Origin of the sequence: Achromobacter sp. SLBN-14 (assembly GCF_006715415.1) — a bacterium.
Classification (GTDB): Bacteria; Pseudomonadota; Gammaproteobacteria; order Burkholderiales; family Burkholderiaceae_B; genus Achromobacter; species Achromobacter mucicolens.
Genome location: NZ_VFNE01000001.1, coordinates 138981 through 159568 on the forward strand (window position 1 = coordinate 138981; position 20588 = coordinate 159568).

A 20588-nucleotide genomic window follows, 5' to 3' on the forward strand; every position below is an offset into this window, starting at 1 on the left:
CGCCCGATTACGGCAGCGATGCCGTCAGCGCTGGCACGGCCTCGAACAGGTCGCCGACCAGCCCGTAGTCGGCCACGCCGAAGATCGGCGCATCGCCGTCCTTGTTGATGGCCACGATGACCTTGGAATCCTTCATGCCGGCCAGATGCTGGATGGCGCCCGAGATGCCGACTGCCACGTACAGCTCCGGCGCGACGATCTTGCCGGTCTGGCCGACCTGCCAGTCGTTCGGCGCGTAGCCCGCGTCCACCGCGGCGCGCGAGGCGCCCAGAGCGGCGCCCAGCTTTTCGGCCAGCGGATCCAGCAACTTGAAGTTCTCGGCGCTGCCCAGGCCGCGTCCGCCCGAGACCACGGCGCGGGCGCCGCCCAGGTCGGGGCGTTCGGACACCGCGATCTCGCGGCTGACAAATCGCGCCAACCCGCTTGCAGCGACGGCTTCGACCGTTTCCACCGTGGCGCTGCCGCCCTCGGCGGGCGCGGCGTCGAAGGCCGTGGGCCGGATGGTGGCGACGATAACCGGGTAACCGCTCTTGACCGTTGCGATGGCATTGCCGGCGTAGATGGGACGCTTGAACGTATCGGGCGCCAGCACTTCAATGACATCCGATATCTGCGCCACGTCCAGCAAGGCGGCGATGCGCGGCGCCACGCCCTTGCCCTGCGCCGTCGCGGGCAGGAACAGGTGCGAGTAGCCGGGGGCAAGCGCGACCGCCTGCGCGGCCAGGGCTTCGGGCAAGCCATCGGCAAGCTGCGGCGCTTGCGCCAGCAGCACCTTGTCCACCCCGGCAACGCGCGCGGCGCCGTCGGCCACGGGCTGCGCGTCGCCGCCCGCCACCAGCACGTGGACGGGCATGCCCAGCCGGGTGGCCGCGGCGATGGTGTTGAGCGTGGCGCCAGTGAGCGCCCGATTGTCGTGTTCGGCAATAACAAGGACCGTCATCAGATCACCTTGGCTTCGTTCTTCAGTTTGTCGACCAGCGCGGCCACGTCCGCCACCTTGATGCCGGGCGCGCGCGCCGCGGGTTCCTCGACGCGCAGCGTCTGCAGGCGGGATACGGGATCCACGCCCAGCGCGTCGGGCGTCTGGACATCCAGCGGCTTCTTCTTGGCCTTCATGATGTTGGGCAGCGTGACGTAGCGCGGCTCGTTCAGGCGCAGGTCCGCCGTGACGATCGCGGGCAGGGTCAGTTCCACCACTTCCAGCCCGCCGTCGACCTCGCGCGTGACGCGCGCCGTGCCGTCTCCGATGGCGATGGCGCTGGCGTTGGTGGCCTGCGGCCAGCCCAGCAGGGCCGCCAGCATCTGGCCGGTCTGGCAGGCGTCGTCATCGATCGCCTGCTTGCCCAGGATCACCAGCGCGGGCGCTTCCTGCTCCACGACGGCGCGCAGCAGCTTGGCCACTTCCAGCGGCTGCAGCGCGGCATCCGTCTGCACGAGCACGCCCCGGTCGGCGCCGATGGCCATCGCGGTGCGCAGCGTCTCTTGCGACTGGGCCGTGCCGCAGGACACGGCCACGACCTCGGCGGCAGCGCCCTGCTCTTTCAGGCGCACGGCGGCCTCGACGGCGATTTCATCGAACGGGTTCATCGACATCTTGACGTTGCCGATGTCCACGCCGCTCTGGTCGGCCTTGACGCGTACGTTGACGTTGTAGTCAACCACGCGCTTGACCGCGGCAAGTACCTTCATGGAAACACTCCTGAGTGAAAGGAATCAACGGCCGTTACCGCGTCGCGGCGGAAACGGATGCAGCTTGTTCAGCCGGGGCTGGCAGCGGAGACGGCGATGGTGAGGATCACGGCGAATCCGGCGGCGGGGGTGGCAGGCAGCGGGTGGGCGTCTGGTGCGGGGACGTCCCGCCACAACAGGTATTCGCCTGACTCCAGCTCCCCCGGAAAACCACCCTGACCGCCCTCCCTACCTGCTTGCGCGGCCACGATCAACTGCGTGACCGTGCGCCCGGCCAACGTGCCGGGCAAGCCGCCCACGTCGCATCGGCCCGCCGCCACGCCCGCGCAAGTCACCGACGCCACCGCCTCGCCACGCCGGACAAAAAGGTTCAGCACGCGCACGGGCCCGCCGATCAGCGTGGACTGCAGCACGTCATCGCCCCGGAACGGCGCGGGTTCGCGCGGCCGCAGCGGCACGGCAACCCCTTCCCCTTGCAGCGTCACGCCTTCCCCGGACAGCACCACCGACACCCGGTCGTAGCCGGGAAAGCGCGAATACGGACCGTCGCGCTCGATATCGGCGATGCTGACGCGCCAGCGCCCGTCCGGGTCGGCTGCCAGCGTGCGCGTGACGCCGCCGCCGTTCTTCCAGGGCTCGGGCGGCAGCGCCAGCCAGCTGGCGCGCTGCGGCGCGGCCAGATCAGGACACCGCGCCAAGGCCGTACTTCCCGGTCAACAACGCGCCGCGCTGAAAGCGGCCAAGTTCATAAGGCGTGAGGGACACGTCGGTCGCCAGGCCCAGCGCCTCCTGCGCCAGCACGCGACCCACCGTGGGCGACAGCTTGAAGCCGTGGCCCGAGAAGCCAAAGCCCACGATCAGGCCTTGCACGCCGGGCACGCGGCCCAGCACGGGATTCCAGTCGGGCGTCACGTCATAGACGCCGGTCCAGGACGACGCCAATCCGGCCGTCTCGTAGGCCGGAAAGCGGTCTGCGACCTGCGCGCCGACTTCGGCCACGTAGTCCAGCGGAATGTCGCCCTGTTCGGCGTCGCTCTTTTGCAGCGCCTCGCCCACGACGCCCTCGCTCACCAGCATCTGGTTGCCGCCGTAGCTGCGGCAGTACAGCATGCCGGGCGACGCCAGGTCCTTGAAGACGGGCATCGAATACGTATAGGGCGCGGCGTCGCATTCCAGCGCCAGCACGGCGTGGCGCTCAGGCACGACGGGCATGGCAACGCCCGTCCAGCCGGCAAGCTCGGGCGTCCAGATGTTCTGCGTGCTGATGACCAATGGGGCGTGGTAGTCGCCTTCCGACGTGGAGACGCCCGTCACGCGGCCGTTGTCGATGAGCAGGCGCTGGACGTTCACGTTCTCGCGGATGGTGACGCCACGGCGGCGCGCGCCGCGCGCAAAGCTGGTGGCCACCAGGTACGCGTCGGCAAAGCCCGCTTCCGGCTCGTAGCCGATCAGCGCGGCGTTGTCGAAAGACGCGATGGGCAGCAGTTCGCGGGCCTGCGCGGCATCCAGCAATTCCAGCGCGATGCCCTGCGCCTTTTGCTGCGCCAGCGCGCCGCGCAGCGGTTCCAGCTTGTCGTCGTCGGCAGCGGTGATCAGGTAGCCGCATTTGACCAGTCCGCAGGAGGCCTCGTCGTCGCCCAGATAGCTGGCGAAATTATTGAACACGCTCCAGGAACGCTGGGCCAGCTCCACGTTCTCGCGCACGGAATAGTGCGTGCGCAGGATGCCGGACGACTGCGACGTGGTGCCCGCCCCGATGGTCTCGCGGTCCAGCACCAGCACGTTCTTCGCGCCGAGCTCGGCCAGGTGAAAGGCCACCGAACTGCCGATCACGCCGGCACCAATCACGATCACGTCATAACTTTTCACGACAAGGCTCCAAGGACAAGTGCCGCGAGTGTGGGCCCGGCCTTTCGGAGCCGCGGCAATATAAGCGCCGCGAATACTTAATAAAAGCGTTCTGGAAAAGCGCGCCGGGTGTCAGGCGGCGGCGCTGGCGGCGGCGCGTATCGCCTCGGCATCCCTGCCCGGCGGCAGGCCGAACATCCGCCGGTATTCACGGGTGAACTGCTGCACGCTTTCATAGCCCACCCCGAATGCCGCGCTGCTGGCGGACGCGCCCTCGGCCGTCATGCGCCGGCGCGCCTCGATCAGGCGCAGTTGCTTCTGGAACTGGCGCGGCGACAGCGACGTGGCCGCGCGAAAGTGCTGATGGAACGATGAGGCGCTCATGCCGGCCGCGGCCGCCAGCCGCTCGACCGGCAGCGGTTGCGCAAACTCGGCCCGCAGCAGCGCGACGGCGCGCGCGATGCGCGGGGCGGCGCTGGCCGGCCCGGCCAGTTGGCGGATTGCCTGCCCGTGGCGGCCGGCCAGCAGCCAATAGTGCATTTCGCGCACCAGCTGGGCTTGCAGAATGGGCAGCGCCGTCGGCCGTTCGACCAGGCACAGCAGACGCAGCGCGGCGTCGGCGACTTCGGCATCCGTCTGCTCCACCCGCACCGGCGCGCCGGGCTCTCCCGGCCCCAGCCTCATTTCCAGGGCCAGTTCGGCGATGACGGCCAGATCCAGATCCAGGACCAGCGACAGATACGGCTGCGCCGCGCTGGCGAGCGTGATCTGGCTGACGGTGGGCACATCGGCCGTGATCAGCAGCGAATCGCCCGCGCCGAAATCGAAGGTGTCCGCACCCAGCGACACGCGCTTGGCGCCCTGCAGCACCAGGCACGCAAGCGGCCGCGAGATCGCGTGGTCCAGCCCGCTGGGCTGCACCGCGCGGATGACGGCGAGGCCCGGGATGGGGGTTTGTGCCAAACCGGCCGGCCCGGCGTGGCACGCCGCGTAGCGGCTGGCGGCCGCGCGCAAGGCGTCGTTCATGGAGGAGTCGCAAGAGGTTGCCACGGGGCCATCGTAATGGGTTCTCGTCGGGCCGGGCGCACATTTGGAGGATCAGGCCAACAACGTCAACGTTCAGGCAAAGGCCATGGGCGGCATCCGCCACAGAATGGAAGCCTCACCGCAAGCCACCAAGGAGCCATTCCATGAGCAAGATTTCTCTCGTCACCGGATCGAGCCGCGGCCTGGGCCGCAGCGCCGCCCTGGCCCTCGCCCGCCACGGCAACGACGTCGTCATCACCTACCAAAGCCGCGAGGCGCAGGCCAACGAGGTCGTCGCCGAGGTGGAACAACTGGGCGGCAAGGCCGTGGCGCTGCAGCTCGATGCAGGCAACGTCGCCGCGTTTCCGGATTTTGCCGCCCGCCTGCAGGCGGCGCTCGCCCGGACATGGCAGCGCGACCGCTTCGATCATCTCGTCAACAACGCCGGCCATGGCGAGATGGCGCCGATTGCCGACATGAGCGTCGAGGCCTTCGACAAGCTGGTCGACGTGCACTTCAAGGGCGTGTTCTTTCTGACGCAGCACCTGCTGCCGCTGCTGGCCGACGGCGGCCGCATCGTGAACCTGTCGAGCGGCCTGACGCGCGTGTCGGCGCCCGGCTGGGCGGCGTATGCCGCGGTCAAGGGCGCCGTCGAGGTGCTGACGGTCTACCTGGCCAAGGAGCTTGGCCACCGCGGGATCGCCGTGAACACCGTGGCGCCGGGCGCCATCGAAACGGACTTCCTGGGCGGCGCGGTGCGCGACACGCCCGAGTTCAACAAGGCGTTCGCGGACATGACCGCGATGGGACGCGTGGGCGTGCCCGACGACATCGGGCCGATGATTGCCAGCCTGCTGTCCGAAGACAACCGCTGGGTCAACGCCCAGCGCATCGAAGTCTCGGGCGGCCAGGGCATCTGACACGGGCGCCTCGGGCACGGCCGCGCGTTGCGGCCGCGCCCGCCTTTCCCTTGCTGCCTGCGGCGCGCCGATTAAGCGCCGCTGATGTTGACCATCGCCGCTCCTTATATTCATGCCGCGGCCGGATGCTCGGGCGAAAGTCTCGTCTGCCGCACCCCAGAGTGCCGGCGACATGGAATCCATCGGTCAATCTACAGACAGTAGGGGAAAAATATGAACATGAATCGCCGCGCCATGCTGGTGCGTACGGCCGCGCTTGCGGGCGCCAGCGCCCTGGGCTTTCCGATGATCGGCCGCGCCGCGGGCGCGTCCTACACCTATGGCGGCTCCGCGTGGCTGGGCCATTACTCCGCCTACATCGCCATGAAGACGGGGCTGTTCGCCAAGCAGGGCCTGGACATCAAGTGGCAGAGCTTTGCCACGTCGTCCGACCGCATGAGCGCGGTGATGGCCGGCAACATCGATCTGGCGGGCACCGGCGTGGTGTCGTCGCTGGCGCTGATGGCCGCGGGCGCGCGCCAGTTCCAGGTCATCGCGACCCCGAACAACTTTGGCCGCGCCGAGGGCGTGCTGGTGCGCGAGAACGTCAAGTCGGTGGCCGACCTGAAGGGCAAGAAGATCGGCGTCACCTACGCCTCCAGCGCCCACGTGCTGCTGCTGGACGTGCTGCGCCAGGCCGGTCTGAACCCCGACCGCGACGTGGCCATCATCAACCTGCCGGCCACCAACCTGCTGTCGGCCTACCAGGGCGGGCAGATCGACGCCGCCGTGGCGTGGACGCCGGCCTTTGACCGCATCAAGGCCGTGCCGGGCACGCATGTGCTCCTAGACGATACGGCGTTCTCGCTCTACAAGCAGTACGCCATCACCCCGGGTCCCGATGTGCTGCTGACGCATGCCAAGCTGGGCAAGGAAAACCCCGAGGCCGTGCGCAAGTTCCTCACGGCGGTGTTCCAGGCCAATGCGATGCTGACGAACCAGCCCGAGGAGGCCGCGGGCGTGCTGCTGGAGCTGACGGGCCTGTCCAAGGACGAGCAGCTTGCGGTCATCAAGCAGACGCAGTGGTATTCGGCCGAGGACCAGAAAGCGCTGATGGTCGAACCGGGCAACTTCGTGAACGGCATGCAGAAACTGGCCGAGATGCTGGTGTCGCTCAAGCAGATCGACCGCGCGCCCGCCGTCAAGGACTGGGTCCAGTCCGCGTATCTCTGAACCCGGGACATTCTGCCTATGTCCGCACGTTCTTCTTCACGCGAAACACGCCTGATCTGGGTCAGCGTGTTTTCGCTGCTCGGTTTTCTGTTGCTGTGGGAGGGGCTGTGCCGCGCCGGCGCGGTCGATCCCATTTTCCTGCCCGCCCCGTCCCAGGTCCTGGCGCGGGCGCTGTCCATGTCCGACCAGGGCACGCTGCTCTACAACGTGCTGGCTTCGACGCGGCGGGTCATGGTGGGCTTCCTGGCCGCGGTGATCGTCGCGATTCCGCTGGGCATTTTGCTGGGCACCTCGAAGGTGGCGCGCGCCGTCTTCGATCCCATCATCTCGTTCCTGCGTCCGCTGCCATCGATGAGCTGGATTCCGCTGTCGCTGCTGTGGTTCGGCATTACCGAAACGCAGAAGTACAGCATCGTCTTCATGGGTTCCTTCGTGCCCGCCCTTCTTTACGTGATGGAAGCCTCGCGCAGCATCGATCCGGTGCTGGTGCGCGCCGCGCGCAACCTGGGCGCCAACCGCTGGCAGGTCATGCGCGAGGTGCTGTTTCCCGGCTGTCTGCCGCAGATCCTGTCGGGCATGAAGATCATCCTGGGCCTGTCCTGGACCTGCGTGATCTCGGCGGAACTGGTGGCGTCCAAGGAGGGCCTGGGGTTCATGATCATGAACGGCAAGGAATTCTTCCAGACCGACACGGTGGTGCTGGGCATGGTGCTGATCAGTTTCACCGTGCTGGTGACCGATCTGTGTTTGCGGCTTCTTGAACGGTGGGTGCTGGCATGGCAGCGATGAACGACACGATGATCCGGCTGACGGACGTCTCCAAGGCCTACGGCGACGTGCCCGTGCTGGACAAGGTGAATCTGGAGGTCAAGCGCGGGGAATTCCTGGTGCTGCTGGGCGCCTCGGGCTGCGGCAAGTCGACGCTGCTGAACCTGATGGCCGGCTTCATCACGCCCAACACCGGATCGGTGCAGATCAACGGCAGAGCGGTCACCGACGTGACCGCCGCGTGCGGCATGGTGTTCCAGCAGTACGCGCTGTTTCCGTGGCGCACGGTCCAGGAAAACGTGGAGTTCGGCCTGAAGATGCGGGGCATGTCCCGCCAGGAACGTGCACCGATCGCCCGCCGCTTCATCGAGATGGTGGGACTGAAGCACGCGGCGGACAAGTATCCGCACGCGTTGTCGGGCGGGATGAAGCAGCGCGTGTCGATCGCGCGCGTGCTGGCCAACGATCCGGACGTGATGCTGTTCGACGAGCCCTTCGCCGCACTGGACGCGATGACGCGGCAGGTGCTGCAGGACCAGCTGTTGTCGATCTACGAGCAGAGCGGCAAGACCATCGTCTTCATCACGCACTCCATCGACGAGGCGCTGACCCTGTCGACGCGCATGGCCGTCATGGGATCCAAGCCCGGCCGCATCGTGCAGGACATCCAGAACGACCTGCCGCATCCGCGCAGCGCGGACGTGCAGTTGTCGCCCCGCTTCGTGGAACTGAAGCGCGCCATCTGGGAGCGCGTGCAGGAGGAAGTCACGCGCAGCATGGAGCTGGCGGCCGACTAATGGCGGGGGGGCCGATGGGCGCCCCGCCCTTCCCCACGCCCTGCTACGCGCGGCGGCCTTCCTCGGCCAGGAACTCCACCAGCGCCGGCAACGAAGGATCCATCGGCCGGTTGGCGTGGATGCGCATCACATAGCTCCACGAACCCGCCATGCGCAGGTGGGGCGCCAACGGCACCAGCCGGCCGCTCGCCAGGTCTTCGTCGATGAGCGGCGCGCGGCCCAGCGCGATGCCGACGCCCGCCGCCGCGGCGGCCACCACGGTGCTCAGGCCGCTCAGCACCATCGGGTCCTGCCAGTCGTCCGGGGCCAGACCCAGCCTGGGACGCCACGTTCGCCAGTCGGTCTCGGGGCTGTCGATGTGCTTTTCCTCCAGCCAGCGATGACGCAGGAACACGCCCGGATCGTTGCGCTCGGCCTCGGGCACCAGCGCCGGGCTGCACACCGGCACCACGGTTTCGGTCATGAGCGGGATGTCGCCCGGCGCGGCAATGTGCGGTCCCATCGCCCGCACGTGCAGGAAGGCCAGATCGATGTCCTGGGTTTTCCAGGCCGGATCCTGGCTGGCGTGCAGATACACCTGGATGTCGATATCCGGATGCAGCTCGATGAACCGCCCGATGCGCGGCGCCAGCCACAGCGCGGCCAGCGAGGGGTTGGCGGACACGTTCAACGTATAGCGCCGCTTGCCGCGGGCGCTGGCCCGGACATTGCGGCAGGCCGTCTCCAATAGGGTCAAGGCCTGTTGTACGGATGCCAGCAGGGCGGCGCCCGCTTCCGTGGTCTCTGCGCGCCGCACGGTGCCGCCCCGGCGCAGCAGCGGCGCCCCCAGATCGGCCTCAAGCGCCCGCAACTGATGGCTGACGGCGCTTTTCGTGACGTTCAGCTCTGCGGCGGCGCGGCTCAGGCTGCCCAGACGGGCCACGGCTTCGAAGGCGCGCAAGGCGGCCAGCGGGGGGGTGCGGGTGGAGGCGTCGGACATCGGTTGAGTTTATCTCAACCCTTGATTGAAAATTCATCGCTTTCGCATGCTGGCCGGATCGGGGACCATGCAGGCTCTGGATGGAGTAATGGCTATGTATTTCGATTCGAGGCTGTGGCGCCTGACCGAGGGTCTGCGCGCCGGCATGGCGGGCGGCATCTTTCTGGGCCTGCTGGCCCTGGCAGCCGGGATTGCACGCTACGTGTTCCTGGGCCAGTTGCTGGCCCGCGTGTTCGACGGTGCGCCGTGGCAGGACTGGGCGGCGCCCGCGCTATGCGTGGCGGCCATGGTGCTGCTGCGCGCGTTCCTGGACGACTGGCGCACGGTGCAGGCCAACCGCACGTCGGCCGCCATCCAGCACACGCTGCGCGCGCGCCTGTACGATCGCATCGTCGCGCTGGGGCCAGCGTGGTTTGCCAACCAGCGCACCGGCGGCGTCATGCTCACCGTGGTGGACGGCGTCGAACAGTTGCAGACGTTCTTCGGACAGTACCTGCCGCAGGTCGCCATCGCCGTGGCCGCGCCGTTCGCGATCTTTGCCGTCATTGCATTCTGGGACGTGCCGACCGCCCTGGTGTTCCTGGCCGCGGCGCTGTTCGCGCTGTTCGGGCCGATGGCGGTGCACATGCTGGACCGGCGCGCCAGCCTGGCGCGCAGCCGGTCGCTGAACGAGTTTGGCGAAGAATTCCTGGACGCCGTGCAGGGCCTGCCCACGCTCAAGTCGTATGGCCAGGGCAAGGCCTGGGGCGAACGGCTGGCCGCCCGCGCGCGCAGCCTGTCGGACAACACCTTCTGGGTGCTGTCCGTCAGCCTGCTGACGCGCGGCATCAACGACCTGGGCGTGGCGCTGGGCGCCGCGCTGGCGCTGACGCTGGGCGCATGGCGCGTCGCCGCTGGCGACATGAGCGTCGAGGCGCTGTTGATCGTGCTGATGGCGGGCACCGAGATCTTCCGGCCGCTGCGCGACCTGCGCGCGGTGCTGCACCGGGGCATGCTGGGCCAGTCGGCCGCCGCCAGCATCCACGCGCTGATGGACGCGCAGCCGCTGACGCCCGCCCCGGACACCGCCGGGCAAGCGGGCACCGTGCGAGCGGGTGCCGTGCAAACGGACGCCGCCCGCCTGGCGCCCACCATCGAATTCGACGACGTGGCGTTTTCGTATACGCCCGAACGCGCTGCCCACCAGGGCCTGGCATTTCGCATCGCGGCGGGCGAACGCGTTGGCGTGGTCGGCCCCAGCGGCGCGGGCAAGTCCACCATCGTGCGGCTGCTGCTGCGCGAATGCGTGCCGCAAGGTGGCGTGGTGCGGATCGGCGGACACGACATCAACACGCTGGACACGCAGTTCCTGCTGTCGCACTTTGCGCTGGTCAGCCAGGACATCACGCTGTTTCACGGCACCATCGACGACAACCTGCGGCTGGGCCGCCCAGACGCCACCCAGGACGAAGTGCGCGCGGCTGCGCGCGCCGCCAACATCGACGACTTCATCATGGCGCTGCCCGACGGCTACGCCACGCGCATCGGCGAACGCGGCCTGCAGTTGTCGGGCGGCCAGCGCCAGCGCGTGGCGATCGCCCGGGCCTTGCTGCGCGATGCGCCCATCCTGATCCTGGACGAGGCGCTGTCGTCGGTGGACACCGAGAACGAGGCGCTGATCCAGCAGGCGCTTGACCGTCTGATGGCCGGCCGCACGACGCTCATCCTGGCCCACCGCCTGGCCAGCGTGATCGGCGCCGACCGCATCCTGGTCCTGGACCAGGGCCGCGTGGCGGAATCGGGCCCCCATGCCGCACTGATGCGCCAAGGCGGGCTGTACCACCGGCTGATGCACGAACAGGCCGCCGCGCATCGGAATCCCGCCGCGGGCTCACCGGTTGCCGCGCGGCCCGACACGGCGCGGGCGGCTGTGCCAGACAACGACAACGGCCAGGGCCCCGCCCTGCGCCCGCTGGACGCCGACGCCGAACAGGTCGGCTGGCGCGCCACGCTGGGCACGCTGCTGTCGGTGGTGCGGCCGTGGCGCGGCACGCTGATTGCGACCATCCTGCTGGGCGTGGCGCGCGTGGCCGCCTTCATCGGCGTGGGCGTGTTCAGCGCCCTCATCGTGGCCGCCATCCGCGATGGCCGCGAGACCGGCGCGCTGGTCGCTGGCCTCTTGATCGCCGCGCCGCTGGCCGCCCTTTTCCACTGGCTTGAATCGTGGCTGGCGCACGCGATGGCCTATCAGCTGCTTGCCGACATGCGCGTCAAGCTCTACGACAAACTCGAACGGCTGGCGCCCGCCTATCTGCTGCAGCGCCGCTCCGGCGACCTGGTGGCGCTGGCCACCCAAGACGTGGAGATGGTGGAATATTTCTACGCGCACACCATCGCGCCGGCCATCGTGTCGGTGCTGGTGCCACTGTCCGTGCTGGGCTTTCTGGGCTTCTACAGCTGGCCGGTCGCGCTGGCGCTGCTGCCCTTCCTGGCGTACGCGCTGCTGTCGCCGGTGCGCGGCCGCCAGCGCGTGGACGCCCTGGGCGACAAGGCGCGCCAGGCATTGGGCGAAATGAGCGCCCACACCACCGACACCATCCAGGGCCTGGCGGACCTGACCGCCTTTCAGGCCACCGGCCGGCGCCGCGACCAGTTCCTGAAGGTAGCCGACCATTACCGCGCGCGTCGTCTTGCCATTCTGCGCGACCTGTCGCGCCAGACCGCCTGGTTCGAAACCGCGATGGGCCTGGGCGGCCTTGCCGTGGCGGTCGTGGGCGCGTTGCAGGTGCAGGCGGGCACGCTGTCCGCCGGCATGCTGCCCCTGCTGGTGCTGATTGCGCTGGCCACGTTCCTGCCGGTGTCGGAGATCTCGCAGGTCAGCCGGCAACTGGCCGACACCATCGCAGCCACGCGCCGCCTGCACGTGGTCGCCAACGAACCCGAACCGGTCGTGGACGGCCCCCTGCCCGCGCCGGTGGCGGCCCACGGCCTGTCGCTCGCCTTCGATCGCGTCAGTTTTGCCTATCCCGGCAAGCGCCAGGACACCCTGCACGACCTCAGCTTCACCGTGCCGGCCGGCGCCACCGTGGCGATCGTGGGCGCCTCGGGCGCCGGCAAGAGCACGGTGGCCAGTCTGCTGTTGCGCTTCTGGGACCCGCGCGAAGGCGCGGTCAAGCTGGACGGCGTGGACGTGCGCCAGCTCAGGCTCGACGGCCTGCGCGAGCGCGTGGCGCTGGTGACGCAGGACACCTACCTGTTCAACGACACGCTGGAAGGAAACATCCGGCTGGCCCGCCCCGAGGCCAGCCGCGAAGACCTGATGCGCGCGCTGGAACAGGCGGCGCTGGGCGACTTCGTCAAGCGCCTGCCCGAGGGCCTGGCCACGCGCGTGGGCGAACGCGGCATGCAGTTGTCGGGCGGCCAGCGCCAACGCATCTCGATCGCCCGCGCCTTCCTGAAAAACGCGCCGGTGCTGATTCTGGACGAGGCCACCTCGCACCTGGACACGCTATCGGAAATGCAGGTGCGCGGCGCACTGGACGTGCTGATGCGCCACCGCACCACGCTTGTGATTGCGCATCGCCTGTCCACCATCCGCGACGCCGATCTGATCCTGGTGCTGGACCGCGGCACGCTGGCCGAGTCCGGCACGCATGACCAGTTGCTGCGCAAGCAAGGCGTGTATGCGCGGCTGGCAAGCCATCAGGGCGGCTATGCCGCCGCGGCATCGCAGGCCGGCTAGCGCCGCGTTGATAAAAACCGACAGCCCATTCCGTCCCCCGGCACGGCCCGTTGATTCGCCTACATCACTTCGATAGAATCGGCAATTCGGGCCGTTGCCCATTCTTTTTTTCCCCCTCACCCACCGACAGGGAGGCTGCATGATGTACCCCATGCCGAACGCCGTCCCGCGCGTGTCCCCGCGACGCCATTAAGTCGTCGCCCGCGCGGCCCCGTCGCCAGTTTCGTATCTGGCGACCGGTCCGCCGTGCCCATCTGAACCCTTGAACGCAGTGGCCAGCGCCCAATAGGCGCCCGGCGTGTTTTTCCCTCTTTCCTTACAAGGAACCTGGCGCGTTCGTCCCGCCAGACCATGGCAATGGCTAGAAAAAAAATCGACTTTCGAGGACAGGCCTTCAAGGATGTCCTGGGCTTTACCTTCCGTTATTGGGGCCGGCAACCCTTGCGCATCGTGGTCATCGTGGCGCTGGCCCTGCTGTCCGCCGTGGCCGACGTGCTGACGCCAATGTACGCCGGCCGTCTGGTCGACGCAGTGGCGTCGGGCGCGGCCGGCGACCAGCTTGCCTGGAATGCCGCCATCATGGCCTTCTGGCTGCTGGTCGCGCTGGGCGTGGGCGGCACGCTGCTGCGCCAGGCCGTCTTCCAGAACATCATCACCTTCACGCTGAAGATGATGAACGGCATCGCCTCCAACGCGTTCTACCGCGTGCAGCGGTTTTCCACCGACTGGCATGCCAACAGCTTCGCCGGCTCGACGGTGCGCAAGATCACGCGCGGCATGTGGGCGGTGGACCTCTTGAACGACACGCTGCTGGTGGCGCTGCTGCCGTCGGTCGTCATGCTGGTGGGCGCCACCGCCCTCTTGGGCGCGCACTGGCCGCTGATGGGGCTGGTGGTGGGCCTGGGCTCGGTGTTGTACATCGCCGTCACCGCCACGCTGTCGCTGGCCTATGTGGCGCCCGCCGCGCGCCTGGGCAACGCCTGGGACACGCGCATGGGCGGCGCGCTGGCCGACGCCGTCAGCTGCAACGCCGTGGTCAAGGCCTTTGGCGCGGAGACGCGTGAGGAAGCGCGCCTTGACCGGGTCATCGACAAGTGGCGCCGGCGCACGCGCCGCACCTGGATCCGCGCCACGTTCAACGGCGGCATCCAGGGCGCGATGCTGGTGGCCATGCAGGCGTCCATCCTGGGCGCGTCGCTGCTGCTGTGGTCGCGCAACCAGGCCAGCGTGGGCGACATCACGTTCACGCTGACCATGTTCTTCGTCCTGCAGGGCTACCTGCGCGACGTCGGCATGCACATCCGCAACCTGCAGCGGTCCGTCAACGACATGGAGGAACTGGTGTCGCTGGAAAAGCAGCCCCTTGGCGTGGAAGACCGGCCGGGCGCGGGCGCCATCGCCGTGACGGCGGGCGAGATCCGCTTCGAGGACGTGACGTTCCGCTACGGGTCGCACCACACCGCGCTGTACGACCGGTTCTCGGTGCGGATCGCGCCGGGCGAACGTGTGGGCCTGGTCGGCCACTCGGGTTCCGGCAAGACAACGTTCATCAAGCTGATCCAGCGCCTGTATGACGTGAATGGCGGGCGCATCACCATCGACGGGCAGGACATCGCCCAGGTAAAGCAGGCGTCGCTGCGCAGCCAGATCGCCATCGTGCAGCAGGAGCCCGTCCTGTTTCACCGGACGCTGGCGGAGAACATCGCCTACGCGCGGCCCGGTGCGTCGCAGGCCGACATCGAACAGGCGGCCCGGCTGGCCAGCGCGCATGACTTCATCATGGCGCTGCCCAAGGGCTACGACACGCTGGTGGGCGAACGCGGCGTCAAGCTATCCGGCGGCGAACGCCAGCGCGTGGCCATTGCGCGCGCATTCCTGGCCGACGCGCCCATCCTGATCCTGGACGAAGCCACGTCCAGCCTGGACAGCGAAAGCGAGGTGCTGATCCAGCGCGCGATGGACCGCCTGATGGAAGGCCGCACGACGCTGGTCGTGGCGCACCGCCTGTCGACGGTCCGCGCGCTGGACCGCCTCTTGGTCATGGACCATGGCCGCGTGATCGAGGAAGGCAGCCATGACGCGCTGATCCGTCTGAAGGGCGGCCTGTACCGGCGGCTTTTCGAGCGCCAGGCGCTGGAGCTGACCAATGGGCTGGACCCAGCCGAACTCCTGGAAGACGGCGCCGTCCCGCCGCCCGCGCAGGCGGACGACGTGGACGCTGCCTCGTTCGCCTTCGGGAAGTGATGCAGGCGCGGCGCGAAGCAACCGGGCCCGGCGCAATTGCGCGCCGGGCCTTTCTTGTTGGCGGTTCACCGCATTGGGCTGGTGTCTGACACCTGGCAACTGCGGATCCCCTCCCCCCCAGGTGTCATACCCCTGGCAAGTTGCCGCGCCCGTCAGCCCGGGCGGTTGACGAATGTCAGGCGCAGGCCGAAGCCGATCAGCGCGGTGCCGAAGACCAGGCCCTGAATCTTCTGCGCACGCGGACTTGCCGACATCCAGCGGCCTACCGCGCCGCCAGCCAGCGCGCACAGCACGTCGAACGTCAGGCCCAAACCGACGAGGATGACGCCCAGCACGGCGAACTGCTGGCCGATCGGGCCGCGCTCGGGGGACACAAACTGCGGCAGGAGCACCGAGCAGAACAGCAGCGCCTTGGGGTTGAGCACGTTGGTGAGCACCCCGCTCATCAGCGCGGGTCCCCAGCCCGCATGCCGCGGCGCGACCTCGCCGTTCAAGGACGGAATCGCCAGCGGCGCGCGCAGCAGACGGATCCCCAGCCACACCAGATAGCAACCGCCTACCGTGCGCGCCGCGTCGAACGCCCACGGGTGGGTCTTGAACAAGGCCGCCAAACCCAGAGCAGCCAGCGTCACGTGCGCCGCACGTGCGATCGCCAAGCCCGCCGCCACCGCCAGTGCCTGCCCGCGGCCGCGCAGCAGACCGGTTTCCAACAGCAGGATCATGTCCGGCCCGGGCACCACGTACACGATCAGCAGGGCCCCAAGAAACAACGCCAAATCGGCCATGAGCGCGCTCCATCACAAGTTTTCAATGGCGAGATTCTAGAAAAAAGGGGCTGGCATGTGCATGCCATTCTTGCCAACCTTGATACCATTCCTGGCACAACACGCCAATCAAAGCTCCAATTCCATATATTCATGCCAAAACGCCAACTTGACGCCTACGACCGCCGCATTCTGGAGGCATTGCAGAAGAACGGCCGGCTCACCAACGTGGAGCTCGCGGACCAGATCGGTCTGTCTCCGTCGCCCTGCCTGCGCCGCGTGCGGATGATGGAGGAAGCCGGCGTCATCCAGGGCTACGAAGCGCGCCTGGATCCGCACGAGGTCGGGCTGGGATTAACGGTGTTCGTGGGTGTGAAGGTCGAGCGCCACCACGAACGGGACGCCGAGATGTTCCGCAACGAGGTCAGCGCGCTACCGGAGGTGATCGCCGCGCACCTCGTGTCCGGCGAATCCGACTTTCTGTTGCAGGTCGTGGTGCCCGATCTGCGCGGGTATGAGCATTTCCTGCTGCATACCCTGCTGAAACTGCCAGGCGTCAAAGATATTCGCAGCAACTTCGCGATCCAGACGGTTAAGCCGCAAAGTCCCCTGCCGCTGGATCATCTGGGCCGATAAGGCTCGTCACCTCACGGCATGGCCGCCGCCGCCCGGTCCACCGCCGCGCGCCGCCGCTCGAAACGCGCCTGCGACATCGCCAGATAGCGTTCCACGATCGCCGGGTCCGACGTCTTCGGCGTGCCGCCCGGGAACGGCGGCTTCGGGTCGTACTCGATCTGCAACTGGATCAGCTTGGCGACGTCCTCGCCGCAGAGCGCCGCCACCACCTTCAACCCCATGTCGATCCCCGACGTCACGCCGCCCGCGGTGAACACGTTGCCATCCACGCACAGGCGCTCGTCGCTCGGCGTGGCCCCGAAACGGGACAGCAGTTCCCGCGCGCGCCAGTGACTGGACGCCCGCTTGCCCCGCAGCAACCCGGCCGCGCCCAGCAGCAGGGAACCCGTGCAGATGCCGAACAGGTACTTGGCCCCCTGCCCTTGCCGGCGTGTGAAATCCACCCAATCCGGGTCGACGATGGCGTCATCCGTGCCCGGCCCGCCCGGCACCACCAGCAAATCGCAAGGCTGCGCCGACGCGATCGTCTGCGTGGGCACGAAGCACAATCCCCGGTCGCAACGCACCGGTTCCATCGTTTTTGCGACAAAATCCACCGTAAATCCCGGCGCGTTCGCCAGCACTTCGTAAGGCCCGGTCATATCGAGCTGGGTCAGCCCTTCAAACAAGACGATATTCACCTTCATGACGATGCTCCCATGGAAACGCCAGAACCCAGCATAGGCGAACGCGCCACGCACGGCGCGCCAGAATGCGCGCCAAATGCGCCAATCGCGCCACAACGCGTGATGTTCGTGCTGTACGACGGTTTCCAGCCGCTGGACCTGGCCGGACCGTGGCAGGCCTTCAGCTCGGCCAACGAAGAGGCCGGCCGCCCGCTGTACGCCCTGCACACCATCGCGGCGACGCCAATCGTCGCCACGTGGGAACAGGGGCTGCGCATGCAGGTCGACGGCACCTTCGAGGCCGACGGCGATGCGCCCATCGACATGCTGCTCGTGCCCGGCGGCCCCGGCGTCGACCGGGCCGCGGCGCACGGCGAAACACGCGCCTGGCTGCGGCGGCGCGACGCCGGCACGCGCCGCACCAGCAGCGTCTGCACCGGCGCGTTCGTACTAGCGGCGGCCGGATTGCTGGACGGCCGCGCGGTCACCACACACTGGCGCTCGGCCGACCGGCTACGCCAGCTTTACCCCGGCCTGCGCGTCGACGACGACCGCATCTTCATCGAAAGCGGCAAATACTGGACGTCAGCCGGCGTCACGGCCGGCATCGACCTCGCGCTGGCGCTCATCGAGCGCGACTTCGGCGCCGCGCTGTCCCAACAGGTCGCGCGCCGCCTCGTCGTCTTCATGCGCCGCAACGGCGACCAGCGCCAATACAGCCAGACGCTGCGGCTGCAAGACCGCGTGGCCGCGCCGTTTCGCGAACTAATCGAAAAAATGGAAGCGAGGCTATCGGCCCGCTGGTCGGTGGACGACATGGCAGACGCCTGCCAGATGTCGCGCCGCACCTTCCAGCGCAAGTTCGCGGCCCACTTCGGCGTCGCACCCACCGAAGTCCTGCGGCGCCTGCGCGAGGAACGCGCCGGCGCCCTTGAGAGCGCCGGCAAGATGACAAGGAAGGCCGTCGAGCAACACGTGGGCCCGGTGCACAAGCGCCCCCGGCAGTAACGGCTAGGTAGCGTGAGATCGTCGTAGGCCGCCCGACGTTGCGGTCCCCGTGGTCGGGGCAGCACATCTGCGCGGCCGCCGATCGTCCGCCGCTGCCGGTGTCTGACACCCTTGGTAGATGAACTTGGTATGAAGCGAATCTCACCAGGGTGTCAGACACCTAGGACAGAGTGTCAAACACCAGGAGCAGAAGCAGCCACACGCGCAGCGCCATCGCGACGACGCAAGACACCGCGTAAGCCCACGAAGGCCGCCCGCGCGGCCGCCCGGGGGCGGGCCCCCGCAAGATCATTCTCTCCCACCCAACTGGGTGCAAGAACCTCAAGAACCCAACTCCCCCCGCCGCCCGAAAAGATTCAACCATAGAGCCCGGTGTGGCGTGGGCCTGGGGTGGGCGGGGCGTTTAGATGCGCCCGGCGGAAACCGAAGGGAGCCGAAGGCGTACGAGGTTGAGCGCGGGGCAGTCCGGAGCGAAGGCTCCGGACCGCAATCGGAGCCCCGCCCGCCCCAGGCCCACGCCGCACCGGGCGTCTCAAGAACCCAATCCTTTACCAGCAACAGCACTCCAACCTATCCCACCAACCCCACCGACATCCCCCCACAAACATAAAGCACCTGCCCCGTCACAAACCCAGCACGCCGATCCAGGAACATCGACACGGTATGCGCCACCTCATCCGGCTGGCCGACCCGCCCCACGGGAATCGCCGCCTCCAGCGCCAGCGTCTTCGGCGCACCCGGCGGATTGGATTGATTGAACAGCTCGGTCGCCACGGGCCCCGGCGCCACGGTGTTCACCGTGATGCCATCGCCCGCCAGCTCCAGCGCCCAGGTCCGTGTCATGCCCGCCAGCCCGGCCTTCGACGCCCCGTACACCGACCGCCCGCCCTTGCCCAGCGCCGCCCGGCTGCCGATGTTCACCACGCGCCCATACTTCGCCTGCCGCATCCCTGGCAGCAGCGCCTGCATCAGCAGGATCGGCGCGGTCAGGTTCAGCGCCATCGTGCGCGCCAGTTCCTCTTGCGTGATGTCCTCGATGTTGGCGACCTGGATCATGCCCGCGTTGTTGACCAGGTTCAGCACCGGCTGCTGCGCCGCAAGCTCGCGGGCGGCGGCGATGATTGCGGCCGCGTCGCACAGGTCCACCGACCGGAACGTTTCCCCCTGCAACAGCGTCTCGGGCGAGGTGCGGCTGAAATTGACGACCTGAAAGCCGTCTTCGATCAGGCGCGCCACAATGGCGCGGCCGATTCCCCGGCTGGCGCCGGTGACGAGAGCGATGCGTGGATTCATTGCGCCTTGATTCCCTGGTCTTTGATGAGTCCGCCCCACTTCTTGCGTTCGGCGGCTTCGAACGCGGCAAGGTCCGTCCCGAACAGCGTCCCCGGCTTGGCGCCCATGGTGGCGAAGTTGGCCGCGATGGCCGGCGTCTGCAACCCGCTGCGCGCGGCGGCGATCAGTTGGTCGACGACCGGCTGGGGCGTATTGCGCGGGGCGTACAGCGCGAACCACGCCGTCACGTCAAAACCAGGCAGCCCGGATTCGGCAACAGTGGGCAAGTCCGGTACCGACGGATCCCGCGCGGCCGAGGTCACGGCCACCCCACGCACCAGATTGCCGTCCTTGATCTGCGCCAGCGCACCCGGCAGGTTGTCAAATAGCAGGTCCACCTGCCCGCCCGCCACCGCGGGCAGCGACGCCGACGTGCCCTTGAACGGCACGTGCAGCATCGTCACCCCGGCCATGGCCTCGAAGTACGCGCCCGTCAGGTGCACGGACGAGCCGATGCCCGGCGATGCGTACGTCAGCTTCTTGTCCGGCGACTGCTTGGCGGCCCGGATCACGTCCGCCACCGTCTTGTACGGCGACTTGGCGCTCACCGCGATGACGTTCGGCGTGGTCGACACCAGCGCGATCGGCACCAGGTCGCGTTCGGGGTCGAACGGCATGTTGCCGTAGAGAAACTGATTGATCGTCTGCGTGCCGATCGTGCCCAGCCCCAGCGTGTAGCCGTCCGGCTTGGCTCGGGCCACGTACGCCATGCCGATATTGCCGCCCGCCCCCGGCTTGTTTTCGACCAGCACCGTCTGCTTCAGGCCGGGCTGCAGCGCGTTGGCGATGGCGCGGCCAAAGATGTCTGCGCCGCCTCCAGGCGGATACGGCACGACGACGGTCACGGGATGCTCGGGATAGCCCGCTGCGTGGGCTGCGGGTAGCGCCAGAACGGCCAGCGCGGCAAGGGCAATGCGCCATCCGGCGCGCGGCTGCGGCAAATGCGTCATGGTCTCGTCTCCTTTCGAACCCGCTGATT

General features: G+C 68.2%; 18 protein-coding genes. 8 read left to right on the top strand and 10 right to left on the bottom strand.

What is annotated here, in order from left to right:
- Positions 1-7 precede the first annotated feature (7 nt).
- The 5 genes from FBY20_RS00605 to FBY20_RS00625 all read right to left on the bottom strand — a co-directional run bounded on the left by FBY20_RS00605 (position 8) and on the right by FBY20_RS00625 (position 4563).
- Positions 8-940, bottom strand: a complete 933-nt coding sequence (locus FBY20_RS00605; RefSeq protein WP_142049304.1) for an electron transfer flavoprotein subunit alpha/FixB family protein — start codon at positions 938-940, stop codon at positions 8-10.
- On the bottom strand, positions 940-1689 hold the full coding sequence (locus tag FBY20_RS00610; protein ID WP_056316320.1) for an electron transfer flavoprotein subunit beta/FixA family protein: 750 nt from the start codon (positions 1687-1689) through the stop codon (positions 940-942). Before FBY20_RS00610 ends, FBY20_RS00605 begins: the two co-directional genes overlap by 1 nt.
- Positions 1690-1757: 68 nt before the next feature.
- Positions 1758-2387, bottom strand: coding sequence for a HutD family protein (locus tag FBY20_RS00615; RefSeq protein WP_142049307.1), 630 nt, complete (start codon positions 2385-2387; stop codon positions 1758-1760).
- Positions 2371-3558 (bottom strand): FAD-binding oxidoreductase, encoded by a 1188-nt coding sequence (locus FBY20_RS00620; protein WP_056316314.1) that lies wholly within the window; start codon positions 3556-3558, stop codon positions 2371-2373. The genes FBY20_RS00615 and FBY20_RS00620 overlap by 17 nt, the downstream gene beginning before the upstream one ends.
- Before the next feature lie 111 nt (positions 3559-3669).
- Positions 3670-4563: an AraC family transcriptional regulator gene (locus FBY20_RS00625; protein ID WP_142049310.1), complete on the bottom strand. Its 894-nt coding sequence runs from the start codon at positions 4561-4563 to the stop codon at positions 3670-3672.
- Positions 4564-4727: 164 nt separating this feature from the next.
- Between FBY20_RS00625 and FBY20_RS00630 the strand changes: the two genes are divergently transcribed.
- The 4 genes from FBY20_RS00630 to FBY20_RS00645 all read left to right on the top strand — a co-directional run bounded on the left by FBY20_RS00630 (position 4728) and on the right by FBY20_RS00645 (position 8260).
- Positions 4728-5483 carry an SDR family NAD(P)-dependent oxidoreductase gene (locus FBY20_RS00630; protein ID WP_056316309.1) on the top strand — a complete coding sequence of 252 codons (756 nt, stop codon included), beginning with the start codon at positions 4728-4730 and terminating at the stop codon, positions 5481-5483.
- Between the two features lie 213 nt (positions 5484-5696).
- Complete coding sequence (locus FBY20_RS00635; RefSeq protein WP_174245378.1) at positions 5697-6695, top strand: aliphatic sulfonate ABC transporter substrate-binding protein; 999 nt, start codon at positions 5697-5699, stop codon at positions 6693-6695.
- 18 nt (positions 6696-6713) lie between these two features.
- Positions 6714-7484: an ABC transporter permease gene (locus FBY20_RS00640; RefSeq protein ID WP_142049313.1), complete on the top strand. Its 771-nt coding sequence runs from the start codon at positions 6714-6716 to the stop codon at positions 7482-7484.
- Complete coding sequence (locus tag FBY20_RS00645) at positions 7472-8260, top strand: ABC transporter ATP-binding protein (protein ID WP_174245379.1); 789 nt, start codon at positions 7472-7474, stop codon at positions 8258-8260. The genes FBY20_RS00640 and FBY20_RS00645 overlap by 13 nt, the downstream gene beginning before the upstream one ends.
- 43 nt (positions 8261-8303) lie before the next feature.
- On the opposite strand, the gene FBY20_RS00650 is transcribed toward FBY20_RS00645, so the two are convergent.
- Positions 8304-9239, bottom strand: coding sequence for a LysR substrate-binding domain-containing protein (locus FBY20_RS00650; RefSeq protein WP_142049316.1), 936 nt, complete (start codon positions 9237-9239; stop codon positions 8304-8306).
- Positions 9240-9333: 94 nt separating this feature from the next.
- On the opposite strand from FBY20_RS00650, the gene FBY20_RS00655 reads away from it, so the two are divergent.
- The gene (locus tag FBY20_RS00655) at positions 9334-12960 is read left to right on the top strand and encodes an ABC transporter ATP-binding protein (RefSeq protein ID WP_142049319.1); all 3627 of its coding nucleotides are present in this window, start codon (positions 9334-9336) and stop codon (positions 12958-12960) included.
- Positions 12961-13317: 357 nt separating this feature from the next.
- Positions 13318-15204: an ABC transporter ATP-binding protein gene (locus FBY20_RS00660; RefSeq protein ID WP_174245380.1), complete on the top strand. Its 1887-nt coding sequence runs from the start codon at positions 13318-13320 to the stop codon at positions 15202-15204.
- Positions 15205-15356: 152 nt separating this feature from the next.
- On the opposite strand, the gene FBY20_RS00665 is transcribed toward FBY20_RS00660, so the two are convergent.
- Entirely contained in the window at positions 15357-15989 is a 633-nt protein-coding gene (locus tag FBY20_RS00665) for a LysE family translocator (protein ID WP_142049325.1), read from the bottom strand.
- Between the two features lie 132 nt (positions 15990-16121).
- Here FBY20_RS00665 and FBY20_RS00670 point away from each other — a divergent pair, with 132 nt between their 5' ends.
- Positions 16122-16604 carry an Lrp/AsnC family transcriptional regulator gene (locus FBY20_RS00670; protein ID WP_056569934.1) on the top strand — a complete coding sequence of 161 codons (483 nt, stop codon included), beginning with the start codon at positions 16122-16124 and terminating at the stop codon, positions 16602-16604.
- 11 nt (positions 16605-16615) lie between these two features.
- On the opposite strand, the gene FBY20_RS00675 is transcribed toward FBY20_RS00670, so the two are convergent.
- Positions 16616-17290, bottom strand: a complete 675-nt coding sequence (locus tag FBY20_RS00675; RefSeq protein ID WP_108007520.1) for a DJ-1/PfpI family protein — start codon at positions 17288-17290, stop codon at positions 16616-16618.
- Positions 17291-17389: 99 nt separating this feature from the next.
- Between FBY20_RS00675 and FBY20_RS00680 the strand changes: the two genes are divergently transcribed.
- A complete protein-coding gene (locus FBY20_RS00680) occupies positions 17390-18277 on the top strand; it encodes a GlxA family transcriptional regulator (protein WP_142055750.1) in 888 nt (295 codons plus the stop codon).
- Positions 18278-18847: 570 nt separating this feature from the next.
- On the opposite strand, the gene FBY20_RS00685 is transcribed toward FBY20_RS00680, so the two are convergent.
- Positions 18848-19570: an SDR family NAD(P)-dependent oxidoreductase gene (locus FBY20_RS00685; protein ID WP_142049327.1), complete on the bottom strand. Its 723-nt coding sequence runs from the start codon at positions 19568-19570 to the stop codon at positions 18848-18850.
- A complete protein-coding gene (locus FBY20_RS00690; protein ID WP_142049330.1) occupies positions 19567-20559 on the bottom strand; it encodes a tripartite tricarboxylate transporter substrate binding protein in 993 nt (330 codons plus the stop codon). The genes FBY20_RS00685 and FBY20_RS00690 overlap by 4 nt, the downstream gene beginning before the upstream one ends.
- Between the last annotated feature and the right edge of the window lie 29 nt (positions 20560-20588).